This window comes from Burkholderia sp. BCC0398 (genome assembly GCF_902833245.1).
GTDB lineage: Bacteria > Pseudomonadota > Gammaproteobacteria > Burkholderiales > Burkholderiaceae > Burkholderia > Burkholderia sola.
The window spans coordinates 85,810-101,645 of record NZ_CADFEM010000010.1 but is presented as its reverse complement, the minus strand read 5'-3'; the positions used below and the strand labels follow the sequence as shown (position 1 = coordinate 101,645).

Sequence of the window (15,836 nt, the reverse complement as noted above, 5' to 3'; positions counted from 1 at the left end):
GCCGCGATGACCGTCGATCCCGTACTCGCCACCAGCGCGCAGGCCGGCGCGGCCGCCGTCGTGCTGCTCGGCGCCTTCGCGAAGATGCGCCGCCCCGCCGCGTTTCGCCACGCGCTCGCCGGCTACCGGCTGCTGTCCGATGCGCTGACCGCGCCCGTCGCGTTCGCGATTCCGCTCGCGGAAGTCGTCGCCGCCGTGGCGCTGCTGTTTCCCGACACGCGCGCGGCCGGCGCGACCGGCCTGATCGCGTTGCTCCTGGCGTTCGCGGCCGGCCTCGCGATCAACCTGCTGCGCGGCCACACCGACATCGACTGCGGCTGTTCCGGCTTCACCGCCGCCCGTGCGGACGCGCCGCGCGGCATCGGCTGGCTCCATGTCGGCCGCGTGCTGTTGCTCGTCGCGCTGGCCGCGACCGCGTTCGTCGAGCCGGGCACGCGCGCCGTCGTGTGGTTCGACTACCTGACGCTGTTCTTCTCCGTGCTGCTGATCGTCTGCGCGCTGCTTACCGTCGACGTGCTGCTCGCCAACGTCCCGCGCCTTTCTCATCTGAGGAATTCATGATGCAAACCGCTCTTACCGTTTCCACCGCCCTGTTGTGGGTGGCCGTCCTCGCGCTCGGCGCGATCTGCCTCGCGCTGGTGCGCCAGATCGGCATCCTGTACGAACGCATCATGCCGGCCGGCGCGCTGATGATCGACAAGGGGCCGGCGGTCGGCACGATCGCGCCGACGTTCGAACTGACCGACCTTCGCGGCTCGCACGTGAAAGTCGGCGGCATCGATGCAGCGGGCAAGGCGACGCTGCTGTTCTTCCTGTCGCCGACGTGCCCGGTCTGCAAGAAGCTGCTGCCGCTGCTGCCGTCGCTGCAGGCCAGCGAGGCGACGCCGGTGAACATCGTGCTTGCGAGCGACGGCGATGCCGACGAACATGCGCGCTTCGCGCGAAAGCACGACCTCGGGCGCTTCCCGTACGTGCTGTCGCAGGAGCTCGGCCTTGCGTACCAGATCGGCAAGCTGCCGTATGCGGTGCTGCTCGACGAAACGGGCGCCGTGCGCGCGAAGGGGCTCGTCAACACGCGCGAGCACCTCGAGAGCCTGTTCGAGGCGAAGGAGCGCGGCGTCGCGTCGCTGCAGCAGTTCGTGCACGGCGATCACAGCCACGATGCGCACGACGCGCACGCGCAGCACGCATGACCGGCCGGACCTTTTTCAACGTCATTGGAGAACGACGACATGGGCGTGTTTGATTCATGGTTCGAGCGGTCGGCGCGCGGCGTCGCGCAGCATAGTTCGCGGCGCAGCGCGATGGCGAAGCTCGGCAAGGTGCTGGTGGGGTCGGCGCTGCTGCCGCTGCTGCCCGTCGATCGCACCGCGTATGCGGCCGATGCGGCATCCGGGGCATCGGCGGCGCCGGGTGCATCCGGTGCCGCCGCGGCGGGCGCGAGCGACGACCCGACGAGCTGCGACTACTGGAAATACTGCGCGATCGACGGCTGGCTTTGCAGCTGCTGCGGCGGCACGTCGAGCAGTTGCCCGCCGGGCACGACGCCGTCGCCGATCACGTGGATCGGCACCTGCCGCAATCCGCACGACGGTTCGGACTACATCGTGTCGTACAACGACTGCTGCGGCAAGACCTCGTGCGGCAAGTGCTTCTGCAACCGCAACGAGCGCGAGAAGCCGCTGTACAAGCTGTCGCTGAACAACGACATCAACTGGTGCATGGCGAACGGTAATTCGAATTACCACTGTTCGGTTTCGGTTCTGCTAGGGGCGGCTAAGCAATGAAAGTGAAGCAGGCAGGAAGGATCGTCGTTGCATGCATGGCGGCCGTGGGGACCTTCGCATTACCCGGCGCGGCCAGCGCACAGGATGCCGTGCATCACCCGGCCGGAAAAAGCCTGTTCGACGCACAGTGCGCGGTGTGTCATCAGGCGGGCGGAAAAGGGCAGGACGGGCTGGCGCCGCCGCTGACCGAGTACCCGGGCAAGTACGCGGCGGCGGAAGCCGGCCGGGCGCAGCTGATCGCGACGCTGCTGCACGGCATGTTCGGCGAGATCGAGGTGCACGACAAGCGCTACAACTTCAAGATGCCGTCGTTCGCCAGCGCGAGCGACGACGACATCGCGCACGTGCTGAACTACGTCGTGTTCGACCTCAACGCGCAGCACGGCGACGCGAAGCCGTTCACCGCGGCCGATATCCGCGCGGCGCGCGCGAAGCAGATGGACGGCACGGCCGTGCACGCGCAGCGCGCGGTGGTGATCAAGGGGCTCGGCCTGTGAACGGCGTGCGCGCGTCCGTGCACGGCACGCGGTGCGCGTCGTCGTCATCGCGGTTCGGCGGCCTGCCGCGTCGCCTGTCGTGCTGGCTGCTGCTGTCGGGCGCCGCGGCCTGCGCGTTCGTCGTGTCCGCACCCGCACAGGCCGACGGCGCGGCCGACGCCGCGCTTGCCCGGCAACACTGGGTGCTCAACTGCATGGGTTGCCACACGGCGACGGGCGGCGGCATTCCCGGCAAGGTGCCGCCGCTCGCGAATTCGCTCGGCTATTTCACGCATCTGCCGGCCGGGCGCGAGTACGTGATGCGCGTGCCCGGTGCGTCTAACTCGGCGCTGTCGGATCGGGAGCTGGCCGACGTGCTGAACTGGGTGCTCACGACGATGAACCGCGACGCGCTGCCGCGCGACTTCAAGCCGTATACGGCCGCCGAAGTCGCCGCGCATCGCCGCCCCGCGCTGTCCGACGTCGCGACCGTGCGCACCGGGCTCGTCCGCGCGTTGCAGGCGCGCGGGATCGACGGCGTCACGGAGCGCTACTGACCGACTCACTCAACGAATCAGGGAAACAGGAACATGGAGACGAACGAAACCTTTGCGCTGCTCGACGCGACGCGTGCGTTTCTCGCGAAGCCGAAGAAGATGCTGATCGGCGCCGAATGGAGCGACGCCGCGTCGGGCCGCCAGCTCGATGTCGTGAACCCGGCCGACGGCGCCGTGATCGCGCACGTGCCCGAAGCCGACGAGCGCGACGTGCAGCAGGCGGTCGCCGCCGCGCGCCGTGCATTCGATGCTGGCCCGTGGCGCACCGCGAAGACCACCGACCGCGAGCGCCTGATGCTCGTGCTCGCCGACCTGATCGAAGCGAACGCGCGCGAGCTGGCCGAGATCGAATCGCTCGACAACGGCAAGCCGGTGACGGTCGCGCAGGGGCTCGACGTCGCGATGGCCGCGCAGTGCTTCCGCTACATGGCCGGCTGGGCGACGAAGATCGAAGGCAGCGTGATCGACGCCGGCATGCCGTACCTGCCGGACAGCGAAATTTTCGCTTATACGCGCAAGGAACCCGTCGGCGTGGTCGGCGCGATCATCCCGTGGAATTTTCCGTTGCTGATGGCTGCGTGGAAAATCGCGCCGGCGCTCGCGACGGGCTGTACCGTCGTGCTGAAGCCTGCCGAAGACACGCCGCTGAGCGCCTTGCGGCTGGGCGAGCTGATCCAGGCGGCCGGCTTCCCGGACGGCGTCGTCAATATCGTCACCGGCTACGGTCACACGGCCGGCGCGGCGTTGTCGCGCGATCCGCGCATCGACAAGATCGCGTTTACCGGGTCGACGCAGACGGGCAAGACGATCGGCCACGTGGCGCTCGACAACATGACGCGGATGTCGCTGGAACTCGGCGGCAAGTCGCCGGTGATCGTGCTGCCCGACGTCGATCTCGACAAGGCCGCGCAGGGCGTGGCGAACGCGATCTTCTTCAACCAGGGGCAGGTGTGCACGGCCGGCTCGCGCGCGTACATCCACGCGAAAGTGTTCGACGGCGTGATCGAGCGCGTCGCGAAGCTCGCCGCGAGCCTGAAGATCGGCCCGGGGATGGACCCGGCGACGCAGATCGGCCCGCTCGTATCGGCGAAGCAGCGCGAGCGCGTGTGCGGTTACATCGACTCGGGGTTCGGCGAGGGCGCGCGCGCGGCGGCGGGAGGCCGCGCGCTCGACGGCCCCGGCTTCTTCGTCGAACCGACGGTGCTGGTCGATACGACGCAGGCGATGCGCGTGGTGCGCGAGGAAATCTTCGGGCCGGTGCTCGTCGCGATGCCGTTCGACGACGTCGATACGGCCGTGCAGCTCGCGAACGACACGCCGTACGGGCTCGGCGCAAGCATCTGGTCGAACGATCTTGCGGCGATCCACAAGCTGATTCCGCGTATTGCCGCGGGCACCGTGTGGGTCAACTGCCATTCGCTGCTCGACAACGCGTTGCCGTTCGGCGGGATGAAGCAGTCGGGCTTCGGCCGCGAACTCGGCCGCGCGGTGATCGACCAGTACACGGAGAGCAAGTCGGTGATGATGAACTACGCGTGAGCGTCGCGGCGCGTGCGTGCGCGGCCGGCATATCGGCCACGCACGCGCCGCCGTCACGCGCGGATCAGCACGACCCCGACGATGAGGCACGCCGCGCCGGCGATGCGGATCGCGCTCGCCGAATGCTGCGGGATGCCGAGCACGCCGAAGTGGTCGAACACGAGCGCGCCGGTCATCTGCCCGACGACGATCAGCGCGAGCGTCGTCGCCGCGCCCAATCGCGGCACCATCAGGATCGCGACGCCGACGAATACCGCGCCGAAGAATCCGCCCGTCCAGCTGAACCACGACCCGGCGCCGGACAACGTGCCGCTCACGCGCGGGTGAGGCGACAGCAGCGCGACCGCCAGCATCGCGGCGAGGCCGACGACGTAGCTGACCGACCCGGCCCACCACGGTGAACCGATCTGCGTGCGCAGGTTCGCGTTGAGCACCTGCTGCAACGCAACACTGATGCCGGCCGCCGCGACCAGCAAATAAGAGAGGACGGTAGTCACGAAGATGAACGCGCCGAAAGCGTGGCCGCCACGGTGGTGCGGGCACGGAAGGCTTTCATTCTGCGCAGCGCGCCGGTATAACACAAATATCGAATCTGGCGCTCATCCATCTCGTTTCGGCATGCCATCACTCCGGCAAATCCAGTATTTCCTGACCGTGGCGGACCTCGGCGGCTTCACGCCGGCCGCGGGTGCGCTCCATGTCGCGCAGTCGGCGCTCAGCCGGCAGATCGGCCAGCTCGAGGACGAACTCGGGTTCCTGCTGTTCGACCGCGAACCGAGAGGCGTGCGGCTCACGCCGGCCGGCGCGCTCTACCGCGAACGCGTGGCGTCGATCCCGGCCACGCTGACGGCGGCCGCCGACGAAGGCGCGCAGTTCTCGCGCGGGGAGGCCGGCGTGCTGCGGCTGCTGCATTCCAGTACCGTGCCCGTCAGCAGCCTGATGCCGGATCTCGACCGCCTCATGCGCGATTGTCCGGGCGCGCGCATCGATCTCGACCGCGCGTCGTCCGAGGATCAGGTGACGGACATCGCGAACGGCCAGGCCGATGTCGGGATCGTTCGGTTGCCGGTGCTGCGGCGCGATGCACGCGTGCGTTTCGTCGAGCTGGCGGCCGAACGCCTGTGCGTGGCGGTGCCGGCCGATCATCCGCTCGCGCACCGCAAGCGCGTCGCGATCGCGCGGTTGCGGCGCGAGCCGTTCGTCTCGGCCGTGTATCGGGAGCGGGGCGGCCTCGCGCGCGTCGTGATCGATCTGTGCCTGAAGCGCGGCTTCGTGCCGTCGGCCGCGCGGATCGTGTCGCCGAAGACGTCGATGCTGAATCTCGTCGCGGCCGGCCACGGCGTGGCGATCGTGCCGGCGCGGATGGCGAGCATCGGGATCGACGGCGTCGTGTTCGTGCCGATTTCGGACGAGGATGCGAGATCGGTGTGCGCGCTGGTGTTGCCGATCGAGCCTACGGTGCTCGCGGACGCGTTCGTGCGGGTGGTGACGGCGGGCTGAACGCGCCGCATCGCCACCGGGCCCGACGTCGATATTCAGACGCGGTACCCCGCATCGTGCATCAACCGGCGCGACGCGTCTCCGCGCGGGCCTTCCGCATCGAATTGCGCACGAAGTTTCGCATCGGCGCTGCGCATCACGCGGCGGCGCATGGGCACGACGAGGGCGACGAGGGCGACGACGAAGAAAGCGGCAAGCATCATGGTGTTCCTTGGCGGAAAGACCGGAGACGGACATCGCGACGGCCGGCCGTGTCCGTCCGCATCCGTTCGAGCGACGCGCAACGGCCGGACGATACGAGTCGGCACGGCAACGGGCAGGCCGCGCGCGATCGCTCGGCGACTGCCAGCATAGGGCCGGCCCACGGCCTCCGGCGACCTGTCGGAAATCCGTCAGCATGGCCATGGAAGAATCGAAAGGTGCGCGCCGCATCCGGGCAATCCCGCCGCTCCCCGGAGAAACCCGAAACCCCCGTCAGTCAAGCCTCAGACGAAACATAGTGGTTTCCACTCATAGTCGCAAACAGGCAAGAACAGGTCGCCGCCGGTCTTCTCGCGGCGAATATGGCTCGTTACTTTTACTCCCACGATGCAGGCCGGCGCACACTCCGCGCACCGGCTGCCGCGAGACCAACCGGGAGGAATCGAACCATGAAGTCGACGAAGATCGCCGCGCTTGCCGCGGCCGTGCTGGCGACCGGCGCGTTCACGCAAGCCGCGCTGGCCGAGACGGAGGCCGCGACCTGCCGCACCGTGCGCTTCGCGGATATCGGCTGGACCGACATCACGTCGACCACGGCGCTCGCGTCGACCGTGTTCGAGGCGCTCGGCTACAAGCCGACCACGACGATCGCGTCGGTGCCGATCTCGTTCGCCGGTCTCAAGAGCAAGCAGCTCGACGTGTCGCTCGGCTACTGGTGGCCCGTGCAGCAGAAGCAGCTGCAGCCGTTCCTCGACAGCAAGTCGATCAACGTCGTCGAGCCGCCGAACCTGTCCGGTGCGAAGGCGACGCTCGCGGTGCCGAGCTACGCGTACCAGGCCGGCCTGAAGACCTTCGACGACATCGCGAAACACCGTGCGGAACTCGACGGCAAGATCTACGGGATCGAGCCGGGCAGCAGCGCGAACGCGACGATCCAGAAAATGATCGACACGAACCAGTACGGGCTGGGCGGCTTCAAGCTCGTCGAATCGAGCGAGGCCGGGATGCTCGTGACGGTCGAGCGCGCGGCCCGCGAGAAGAAGTGGGTTGTGTTCCTTGGCTGGGAGCCGCATCCGATGAACATCCAGCTCAGCATGAACTACCTGTCCGGCGGCGACGCGGCGTTCGGCCCGAACTACGGCGAAGCGCGCGTGTACACGCTCACCGCGCCCGACTTCATCGCGCGCTGCCCGAACGCGGGCAAGCTCGTGACGAACCTGCGCTTCTCGACGCAGCTCGAGAACCAGCTGATGCAGACGGTGATGAACAAGACCAAGCCGGCCGATGCCGCGAAGGCGTACCTGAAGAAGAACCCGCAGGTGCTCGATCCGTGGCTCGCGGGCGTCAAGACGTTCGACGGCAAGGACGGCCTGCCTGCGGTGAAGGCGTATCTCGGGCTGTAACGGCCCGCGCCCCTATGCCATTAGCAATGCGACACAACCCGAATCAAGCGAGGCACCCATCATGAATCACGAAGTCATCATCACCTGCGCGGTCACCGGCGCGGGCGATACGGTCGGCAAGCATCCGGCGATTCCGGTCACGCCGAAGGAGATCGCGGCCGCCGCGATCGAAGCCGCGAAGGCCGGCGCGACGGTCGCCCACTGCCACGTGCGCGATCCGCAGACGGGGCGCGGCAGCCGCGACCCGAACCTGTATCGCGAAGTGGTCGACCGCATCCGCTCGGCCGACGTCGACGTGATCATCAACCTCACGGCCGGCATGGGCGGCGATCTCGAGATCGGCCCGGGCGAGGACCCGATGCGCTTCGGCAAGGGCACCGACCTCGTCGGCGGCCTCACGCGCCTCGCGCACGTCGAGGAGCTGTTGCCCGAGATCTGCACGCTCGACTGCGGCACGCTGAATTTCGGCGACGGCGACTACATCTACGTGTCGACGCCCGCGCAGTTGCGCGCCGGCGCGAAACGCATCCAGGAACTCGGCGTGAAGCCGGAGCTGGAGATCTTCGATACGGGCCATCTGTGGTTCGCGAAGCAGTTGCTGAAGGAAGGGCTGCTCGACGATCCGCCGCTGTTCCAGCTGTGCCTCGGCATTCCGTGGGGCGCGCCGGCCGACACGGGCACGATGAAGGCGATGGTCGACAACCTGCCGCCGGGCGCGCACTGGGCCGGCTTCGGGATCGGCCGCATGCAAATGCCAATGGTCGCGCAGGCGATGCTGCTCGGCGGCCACGTGCGGGTCGGTCTCGAGGACAACATCTGGCTCGACCGCGGCGTGCATGCGACCAACGGCACGCTCGTCGAGCGCGCCCGCGAGATCGTCGAACGGCTCGGCGGCCGCGTGCTGACGCCGGCCGAAGGCCGCCGCAAGCTCGGCCTGCCGGCGCGCGGCGAACGTCCGCTCGAACGTCGCGCGCTCGCCGAATTCGCGTGAGTTTTTCGCCGACTGACTGACATGACAGGGTGGCCTGCGCGCACGCGAGACCACCCACCGATTTCCCCTGATTCGAAGGATGCGTTGACATGGCATTGAAGACCGACATCAACACGTTTGCCGCGATCGGCACCGGCGTGATCGGCAGCGGATGGATTGCCCGCGCGCTCGCACACGGTCTCGACGTGGTTGTGTGGGACCCGGCGCCGGGCGCCGAAGCGCAGTTGCGCGCGAGCGTCGCGAACGCGTGGCCCGCGCTCGAACGCGTCGGCCTCGCGCCGGGCGCCGATCCCGCGCGGCTGCGGTTCGTGTCGACGATCGAAGCATGCGTCGCCGATGCCGATTTCATCCAGGAAAGCGCGCCCGAGCGCGAGGCGCTAAAGCTCGAGCTGCACGAGCAGATCAGCCGCGCGGCGAAGCCCGACGCGATCATCGCGTCGTCGACGTCGGGGCTGCTGCCGACCGATTTCTACGCGCGGGCGACGCATCCGGAGCGCTGCGTGGTCGGCCACCCGTTCAACCCCGTCTACCTGCTGCCGCTCGTCGAGGTGCTCGGCGGCGCGCGCACGTCGCCGGAAGCGGTCGAAGGCGCGATGGAGGTCTATCGCACCCTCGGCATGCGGCCGCTGCACGTGCGCAAGGAAGTGCCGGGCTTCATCGCGGACCGTCTGCTCGAAGCGTTGTGGCGCGAGGCGCTGCATCTGGTCGACGAAGGCGTCGCGACGACCGGCGAGATCGACGATGCGATCCGCTTCGGCGCGGGCATCCGCTGGTCGTTCATGGGTACGTTCCTGACCTACACGCTGGCCGGCGGCGATGCGGGCATGCGACACTTCATGCAGCAATTCGGCCCTGCGCTCGAACTGCCGTGGACGAAGCTGGTCGCGCCGACGCTGACCGACGCACTGATCGACCGCGTCGTCGAAGGCACGACCGAACAGCAGGGCACGCGCAGCATCAAGGAGCTCGAACGCTATCGCGACGAGTGCATCACCGAGGTGCTGAAATCGATCGCCGCGGTGAAGGCGCGGCACGGGATGCGATTCGACGAATAAAGGACAGGCGATGACGGGCGATACCCCGCTGACGATTTACCGCGACGTGGTGCGGCCCGAATGGGTCGACTACAACGGCCACCTGCGCGATGCGTTCTACTTGCTGATCTTCAGCTTCGCGACCGATGCGTTGCTGGATCGCATCGGCCTCGACGACGCCGCGCGTCGCGAACGAGGGCGCTCGGTCTACACGCTCGAAGCGCACGTGAACTACCTGCGCGAGATCAAGGAGGGCACGCCGGTGCGCGTCGATGCGCGTGTGCTCGCGCACGACGCGAAGCGCATGCACCTGTATCTCGAACTGTTCGCCGACGGGCATGACGACGCGGTATCGGCGAGCGAGCAGATGCTGTTGCACGTCGATACGCGCGACGGTGCGAAATCGGCGCCGTTCGACGACGACGTGGCCGCGCGCGTGGCCGAACTGCATGCGTTGCAGCGCGAGTGCGCGGCGCCCGCTTATGCGGGCCGCGTGATCGGGCTGCCGCCGCGCCGCTAGCGGCGCGCTTCATTTCACGATCTTCTACCTTCGGTCTTCGACCGCGGAGCGCACACGATGCTCGAACCGGAAATCGCGGCGTTCGTCGCGGCCGTCGACGCGTGGTATCCGGCCGATGCGGCGGCGCGTTCGCCCGACGAGCAGCGCCGCCTGTACGACCGCTTCGCGGCCGAATGGACGCCGGCCGCGCTGCCCGCCGGCATCGTGCAGCAGGACGCCGTGTGGCGCGCGCCGGACGGCCGCGCGATCGCGCTGCGGCGCTATACGTCCGCGCACGGCACGCCGCGCGGCACGGTGCTGTTTTTTCATGGCGGCGGTTTCGTCGTCGGCTCGCTCGGCAGCCATGCGCTGATCACCGCGCAACTGGCGGCCGATACGGGCCTCGACGTGATTGCCGTCGACTATCGCCTCGCGCCCGAACACCGCGCGCCGGCCGCGCTCGAGGATTGCGTGGCAGTCACGCGTGCCGCACGCGATGCACGCTGGTCGTTCGGGCCGTGCGTGCATCCGTTGACGCTCGCGGGCGACAGCGCGGGCGGGATGCTCGCGGCGGCGGTGGCGACCGCGCTGCGCGATGCGGGCGAAGGCAGCGTGGACGGCATCGCGCTCGTTTATCCGATGCTCGGTTTCGAACCGCAGTCGCCCGCGCGCGAAACAGACGCGCACGCGCCGATGCTGACGCTCGACGACGTGCATCGCTATCGCGCGCTGTACTGGGGCGGTGACTTGTCCAATGTGCTGCGAAACGGCAACCCGTTGCTGCGCGCGTCGGTGCCGCTCGAAGCCGGGCGGTTCGACGGCTTGCCGCCGGTGCTCGCGATCGGCGCGGAGCACGATCCGCTGCGCGACGATGCGCGCGTGTACGTCGAACGGGTTCGCGCGGCGGGCGGCGTCGCGAACTACTGGATGGGAGAGGGGCTGGTGCACGGCTGCTGGCGCGCGCTCGGGACGAGCCCGCAGGCCGCACGGATGCACCGGATGGTCGGCAGGTTCTTGCTCGCACCACACGCGTAGCGGGCGTTTTCCGGGAGGCAACGATGCAGGCGGCAGCGCAACACCGTATCGAGGACTGGCGGACATTTTCGGCCGACGCGGCGATCGCGGCGGCGACGATTGGCGACGGCAAGGTGGACGTCGAATGGAGCGACGCGCGACGATCGCCGTTCCATTTCGACTGGCTGCGCGACAATTGCGCGTGTTCCGCGTGCGTGCATGCGATCACGCGCGAACAGGTCTTCGAGATCGCCGATGCGCGCGCGGATCTGTCCGCGCTTACCGTGCACGTCGAAACCGACGGCGCGCTGCATGTCGAATGGAACGACGGACACCGCAGCGCGTGGTCGCCGGGCTGGTTGCGTGCGCATGCATATGACGACGCGTCGCGCGCGGAGCGCGTGGCCGCGCACGGGCGGCACATATGGACCGGCGACGATGCGACGGCGATCGGCGTGTTCGCGTGGCGCGACGTGATGGAGGACGATCACGCGTTGCTCGCATGGCTCGGCGCATTGCAGCGCACGGGGCTGACGCTCGTCGAAGGCGTGCCGGCCGAGCGGGGCCGCGTCGACGAGGTCGCGCGCCGCGTCGGCCTGATCCGCGAAAGCAATTTCGGCGTGCTGTTCGACGTCGAATCGAAGCCGCGCCCGGACAGCAATGCGTATACGTCGCTGAATCTTCCGCCGCACACCGACCTGCCGACGCGCGAATTGCAGCCGGGCGTGCAATTCCTGCATTGCCTCGCGAACGACGCGACGGGCGGCGACAGCATCTTCCTCGACGGCTTCGCGCTCGCGGACGCGCTGCGGCGCGAACATCCGGACGATTTCGAGCAGCTCGCATCGACGCCGTTCGAGTTCTGGAACAAGAGCGCGAACAGCGACTACCGCTGTTCGGCGCCGGTGATCGGGCGCGATGCGCGCGGCAACGTGACGGAAGTGCGCGTCGCGAACTTCCTGCGCGGGCCGCTCGATGCGCCGGCCGGCTCGGTCGCGGCCGTCTATCGCGCGTACCGGCGGTTCCTTGCGTTGGCGCGCGAGCCGCGCTTTCGCGTGCAGCGCCGGCTGCGGGCCGGCGACATGTGGGCGTTCGACAACCGGCGCGTGCTGCATGCGCGCACCGGGTTCGATCCGTCGACGGGCCGCCGGCATTTGCAGGGCTGTTACGTCGATCGCGACGAATTGCTGTCGCGGTGGCGCGTGTTGTCGCGGGCGGTGCCGGCCGACGCTGCGCGCTGATCGACACACACGGCGTCTTCACGCACGACCTCTTGGGGAAAAAGCACCCGGACGCTAGGCGTCCGGGCGAAGCCACCCGCTGCCGGGCGGCGGAGGTATGCGTTTCACAAAACAGACGAGCCCCGCGAAGGGGCTCGTCCGGACTGCGTGACTTCATCGCGCGACGCGCGGCGCCCGCCGGGGGCGCATCGGCTTACTGGCCGAAGAAGATCGAGTCGCGTGCGTTCGACGAAGCGGCTGCCGGCGCGCCCGAATGGACGAGCGGAGCCGGTTGTGCGCCGTAGCCGCTGGTGTCGGCGCCATGAACGCGCGCTTCGGCGCTCTGGATGTCGTTCGGGTAGTACGGGCTCGACACGCCCGGCTTGTAGCCGGCTTGTTCGAGCTGGACCAGTTCGTTGCGCACTTGAGCGCGCGTCACGGTGCTTTGAGCGAATGCGCCGAACGAAGCGGACAGGGCGGCAGCGGCAACGACTGCGGAAACGAGCGATTTCATGGTGACCTCCGGTGTTTTATTGGGTTCGCTCCCGACACCATGTCTTGAGCGATTGATCCAATCTTAGTCACCGGCGGGTTCAGGGTAAACGCTGATTTTGACGATAAATTGTTTCCTGACCGGTAACAGTGCGGCGGCGCATCAGTCTTTCAACGGGCTTTCTTTTCGGTCAGCGTAATAAGTATGAGGAATATTGCGATCGCCGGCGCACGACTCAGCGCGCTTCGGCCGCCGTATCGAGCGGCCGACCCGGCGAGCGGCCGGCGGGTGCCCCGGCGCTGAGGAAGCGCACGCCGGTCGCGGCTTCCGATGCTTCCCACAGCAGCGCCGCCGCCGCCACGCTGCGCGCCGCGCGCGGCACGCTCGCCGGCGCCGGCAGCCCGCGCGATTCGAACCAGCCGGACGGGCCGATGTACGCGCCGCCGGCCAGATCGGGCGACGTGGCCGCATGAATCGCCGGCAGCGCGCCCTGGTCGGCCGGTTGCGCGAGATAACGGTTCGCGGCGCGCATCAACGCGGCGCGGGCGGGCGAGCGGTCCATCGCCGGGCCCGCGAACTGCAGGTTGGTCGCCGCATAGCCGGGATGCGCGGCGACGCTGATGCCCGCGAATGCCGCGCGCGCGAAGCGGCGCTGCAACTCGATCGCGAACACGAGGTTCGCGAGCTTGCTGTCGCAATAGGCGAGATAACGGTTGTAGCGCTGCGCGGCGCGCAGGTCGTCCACGCGAATCCGGCCACCGCGGTTGAAGCCGCTCGACATCGTGACGACGCGCGCCCGGTGCGCGGCGCGCAGCGCCGGCAGCAGATGGCCGGTCAGCGCGAAATGGCCGAGGTGGTTGGTGCCGAACTGCATCTCGAAGCCGTCGCGCGTGTGCCGCAGCGGCAGGAACATCACGCCGGCGTTGTTGCAGAGGATGTCGACGCGGCCGTGGCGTTCGCCGACGTCGGCCGCGAAGCGTGCAATCGATGCGAGATCGGCGAGGTCGAGCGGATCGACTTCGACGCGTGCATGAGGATGAAGCCGGCGGATCGCGTTGGCGGCCTGCGCGCCGCGTGCGCCGTCGCGGCAGCCCATCACGACCGTCGCGCCTTTCGCGGCCAGCGTTTCCGCGAGATGCCAGCCGAGGCCGCTGTTGGCGCCGGTCACGACCGCGACCTTGCCGCCTTGTGCCGGGACGTGGCGCGCGCTCCATGCATGCATGTCTGCCTCCATCGGCGCGGCCGGTCGGCCGCGGCACTTAATCGTTACATTGAGTGGTGTAACGATAGTGCGGGCGGACGGAGCAGACAAGCGGAGGAATTAGACCGGCGCTTCTAGGGATTCGGGGCTCAGGGTGTGGCGCCGCGAGTCCGGCGCAGGACCGGCGGGTGTTACCTGCCGCCGGCCAGCGCGAGCACCTCGGCGGCGGAGATCATGGCGGCGGCGTTCGCGGGGGCCGGGCGCTCGGCCGGGCGGAACACTTCGTCGCCGCGGTGGATGACCTGGCGCGACAGCGCGCAGGTGCCGGTGCGTTGCGCGAAGCGGCGGCGCCAGCGTTGTTCGCCGTAATGACAGCGGCCGGGTTCGACCCAGCGGACGACGAGCAGCGTATCGGAACGTTCGAGGATTTCGACGTGGACGTCGGCGGGATCGAGCGCAGGCAGGGATTTGGAGGCCTTCATTTTGCCGTTTCCTAAAGCCCGTGCGGGTTCGGCCATGGCAGTGGGTGTCACTACCCAAGGGGGAATCCGTAGGGGTTTCCATGAGTGGTGCGCTAAATGTAAGCGTCTGTGACCGGAAAAAACATCCTGTCCGGCTCGAATTACCTTTTGCCGATTTAGAAACAATCGACGCTTATTTTCTTGGAAAACCAAAGACAAAAAGCCCCGGACAAGAAGCCCGGGGCGGAAAATCGGCCCGCACACCGTGTCTGCTCGCCCAGTCACGGGATACATCGCCGGGGGACGGAGGTGCCCGCTCGGGATCCGGAGCGGGCGGGGGGCGATGTACCGGAAGCGCGGTCCGGCAACGCCATGATGGCGTGCGGCACCCGTTGGCACCCTGACGCGAACATGACTTTTTTGTCAGTTTCGCCCGTGCGCGGTACGGGACGCGCCTGAAGAATCGGCTGGAACGCCGGTATTGGGTTTGAACGGATCGCGGGGCAGCACTTCAACGCCGGTCGCGCGCCGCATTCTCGTGCGCCGCACGGATTGACCCGCCCCGGGTAAATACTGAATCCCAATTTCGTGACAAACGCGCGATCCGTTCCTATGATTGGTTGGACCTTTAGTCCTTTGTGCCAATCGGCCGACTGGCGGCCGGCTTTTTCGGAGAGAAGCTCATGAGATTGCAGGGCAAACGCGCGCTGGTGACGGCGGCCGGGCAGGGCATCGGCCGCGCGACCGCGCTGCGGTTCGCGAGCGAGGGCGCCGACGTGCTGGCGACCGACATCAACGAAGCCGCGCTGGTGCGGCTCGAAGCCGATGCCGAGCGCGCGGGCGGCCGGCTGGCCACGCGGCGGCTCGACGTGACCGACGCGAACGAGGTGGCCGCGCTCGCCGCGAGCGAACGCGCGTTCGACGTGCTGTTCAACTGCGCGGGCTACGTGCATCACGGCTCGATCCTCGAGTGCGACGAAGACGCGTGGGCGTTCTCGCTGAACCTGAACGTCACGTCGATGTACCGGCTGATCCGCGCGCTGCTGCCCGCGATGCTCGAAGCCGGCGGCGCGTCGATCGTCAACATGGCGTCGGCCGCGTCGAGCGTGAAGGGCGTGCCGAACCGCTTCGTGTACGGCACGACCAAGGCGGCCGTGATCGGGCTGACCAAGTCGGTGGCCGCCGATTTCGTCGAGCGCGGTATCCGCTGCAATGCGATCTGCCCGGGCACGATCGAATCGCCGTCGCTGGCGCAGCGGATCGCCGACCAGGCGCGCACGCGCCACGTGTCCGCCGACGAGGTGCGCCAGGCGTTCGTCGCGCGCCAGCCGATCGGCCGCATCGGCAGCGCGGACGAAGTGGCCGCGCTCGCGCTCTATCTGGCGTCCGACGAAGCGTCGTTCACCACCGGCACGATTCACCTGATCGATGGCGGCTGGTCAAACTGACCGTGTCGAACT

General features: G+C 68.3%; 19 protein-coding genes. 14 read left to right on the top strand and 5 right to left on the bottom strand.

Annotation, left to right across the window (positions count from 1 at the left end; translation table 11 throughout):
* Window positions 1-6: 6 nt before the first annotated feature.
* The 6 genes from HWX76_RS22235 to HWX76_RS22210 are packed head-to-tail and all read left to right on the top strand — an operon-like array spanning window position 7 to window position 4,359.
* Window positions 7-561, top strand: coding sequence for a MauE/DoxX family redox-associated membrane protein (locus HWX76_RS22235; protein WP_050012316.1), 555 nt, complete (start codon window positions 7-9; stop codon window positions 559-561).
* Window positions 558-1,193, top strand: a complete 636-nt coding sequence (mauD, locus tag HWX76_RS22230) for a methylamine dehydrogenase accessory protein MauD (RefSeq protein ID WP_050012317.1) — start codon at window positions 558-560, stop codon at window positions 1,191-1,193. The genes HWX76_RS22235 and mauD overlap by 4 nt, the downstream gene beginning before the upstream one ends.
* A 39-nt stretch (window positions 1,194-1,232) precedes the next feature.
* Window positions 1,233-1,787 (top strand): methylamine dehydrogenase light chain, encoded by a 555-nt coding sequence (locus HWX76_RS22225; RefSeq protein WP_050012318.1) that lies wholly within the window; start codon window positions 1,233-1,235, stop codon window positions 1,785-1,787.
* Complete coding sequence (locus tag HWX76_RS22220) at window positions 1,784-2,284, top strand: cytochrome c (RefSeq protein WP_089489628.1); 501 nt, start codon at window positions 1,784-1,786, stop codon at window positions 2,282-2,284. The genes HWX76_RS22225 and HWX76_RS22220 overlap by 4 nt, the downstream gene beginning before the upstream one ends.
* Window positions 2,281-2,820 (top strand): cytochrome c, encoded by a 540-nt coding sequence (locus tag HWX76_RS22215; protein WP_050012320.1) that lies wholly within the window; start codon window positions 2,281-2,283, stop codon window positions 2,818-2,820. The genes HWX76_RS22220 and HWX76_RS22215 overlap by 4 nt, the downstream gene beginning before the upstream one ends.
* Window positions 2,821-2,853: 33 nt before the next feature.
* Complete coding sequence (locus HWX76_RS22210) at window positions 2,854-4,359, top strand: aldehyde dehydrogenase family protein (protein ID WP_089489627.1); 1,506 nt, start codon at window positions 2,854-2,856, stop codon at window positions 4,357-4,359.
* Window positions 4,360-4,412: 53 nt separating this feature from the next.
* Here HWX76_RS22210 and HWX76_RS22205 read toward each other — a convergent pair whose 3' ends face one another.
* Window positions 4,413-4,856, bottom strand: a complete 444-nt coding sequence (locus HWX76_RS22205) for a DMT family transporter (RefSeq protein ID WP_089489789.1) — start codon at window positions 4,854-4,856, stop codon at window positions 4,413-4,415.
* A 121-nt stretch (window positions 4,857-4,977) separates the two neighbouring features.
* Here HWX76_RS22205 and HWX76_RS22200 point away from each other — a divergent pair, with 121 nt between their 5' ends.
* Window positions 4,978-5,859: a LysR family transcriptional regulator gene (locus tag HWX76_RS22200; RefSeq protein WP_089489626.1), complete on the top strand. Its 882-nt coding sequence runs from the start codon at window positions 4,978-4,980 to the stop codon at window positions 5,857-5,859.
* A gap of 35 nt (window positions 5,860-5,894) precedes the next feature.
* Here HWX76_RS22200 and HWX76_RS22195 read toward each other — a convergent pair whose 3' ends face one another.
* Complete coding sequence (locus HWX76_RS22195) at window positions 5,895-6,062, bottom strand: hypothetical protein (RefSeq protein ID WP_160300498.1); 168 nt, start codon at window positions 6,060-6,062, stop codon at window positions 5,895-5,897.
* 447 nt (window positions 6,063-6,509) lie between these two features.
* On the opposite strand from HWX76_RS22195, the gene HWX76_RS22190 reads away from it, so the two are divergent.
* The 6 genes from HWX76_RS22190 (at window position 6,510) to HWX76_RS22165 (ending at window position 12,242) form a co-directional block, all read left to right on the top strand.
* The gene (locus HWX76_RS22190) at window positions 6,510-7,463 is read left to right on the top strand and encodes a choline ABC transporter substrate-binding protein (RefSeq protein ID WP_069617412.1); all 954 of its coding nucleotides are present in this window, start codon (window positions 6,510-6,512) and stop codon (window positions 7,461-7,463) included.
* Window positions 7,464-7,524: 61 nt separating this feature from the next.
* A complete protein-coding gene (locus HWX76_RS22185) occupies window positions 7,525-8,454 on the top strand; it encodes a 3-keto-5-aminohexanoate cleavage protein (protein WP_050012324.1) in 930 nt (309 codons plus the stop codon).
* An 89-nt stretch (window positions 8,455-8,543) separates the two neighbouring features.
* A complete protein-coding gene (locus tag HWX76_RS22180) occupies window positions 8,544-9,509 on the top strand; it encodes an L-carnitine dehydrogenase (protein WP_176016343.1) in 966 nt (321 codons plus the stop codon).
* Between the two features lie 10 nt (window positions 9,510-9,519).
* Window positions 9,520-10,008: a thioesterase family protein gene (locus HWX76_RS22175; protein ID WP_050012326.1), complete on the top strand. Its 489-nt coding sequence runs from the start codon at window positions 9,520-9,522 to the stop codon at window positions 10,006-10,008.
* 57 nt (window positions 10,009-10,065) lie between these two features.
* On the top strand, window positions 10,066-11,022 hold the full coding sequence (locus HWX76_RS22170; protein ID WP_124631555.1) for an alpha/beta hydrolase: 957 nt from the start codon (window positions 10,066-10,068) through the stop codon (window positions 11,020-11,022).
* A gap of 23 nt (window positions 11,023-11,045) precedes the next feature.
* Window positions 11,046-12,242 carry a TauD/TfdA family dioxygenase gene (locus tag HWX76_RS22165; RefSeq protein WP_124631554.1) on the top strand — a complete coding sequence of 399 codons (1,197 nt, stop codon included), beginning with the start codon at window positions 11,046-11,048 and terminating at the stop codon, window positions 12,240-12,242.
* A gap of 193 nt (window positions 12,243-12,435) precedes the next feature.
* On the opposite strand, the gene HWX76_RS22160 is transcribed toward HWX76_RS22165, so the two are convergent.
* From HWX76_RS22160 to HWX76_RS22150, 3 genes are all read right to left on the bottom strand, one after another.
* A complete protein-coding gene (locus HWX76_RS22160; RefSeq protein WP_050012329.1) occupies window positions 12,436-12,735 on the bottom strand; it encodes a DUF4148 domain-containing protein in 300 nt (99 codons plus the stop codon).
* Between the two features lie 214 nt (window positions 12,736-12,949).
* Window positions 12,950-13,936 (bottom strand): oxidoreductase, encoded by a 987-nt coding sequence (locus HWX76_RS22155; protein WP_089489788.1) that lies wholly within the window; start codon window positions 13,934-13,936, stop codon window positions 12,950-12,952.
* Between the two features lie 170 nt (window positions 13,937-14,106).
* Window positions 14,107-14,397, bottom strand: coding sequence for a DUF3331 domain-containing protein (locus HWX76_RS22150; protein ID WP_039366241.1), 291 nt, complete (start codon window positions 14,395-14,397; stop codon window positions 14,107-14,109).
* Window positions 14,398-15,059: 662 nt separating this feature from the next.
* Between HWX76_RS22150 and HWX76_RS22145 the strand changes: the two genes are divergently transcribed.
* Window positions 15,060-15,824, top strand: coding sequence for an SDR family oxidoreductase (locus HWX76_RS22145; RefSeq protein WP_050012331.1), 765 nt, complete (start codon window positions 15,060-15,062; stop codon window positions 15,822-15,824).
* The last annotated feature ends 12 nt before the right edge of the window (window positions 15,825-15,836 follow it).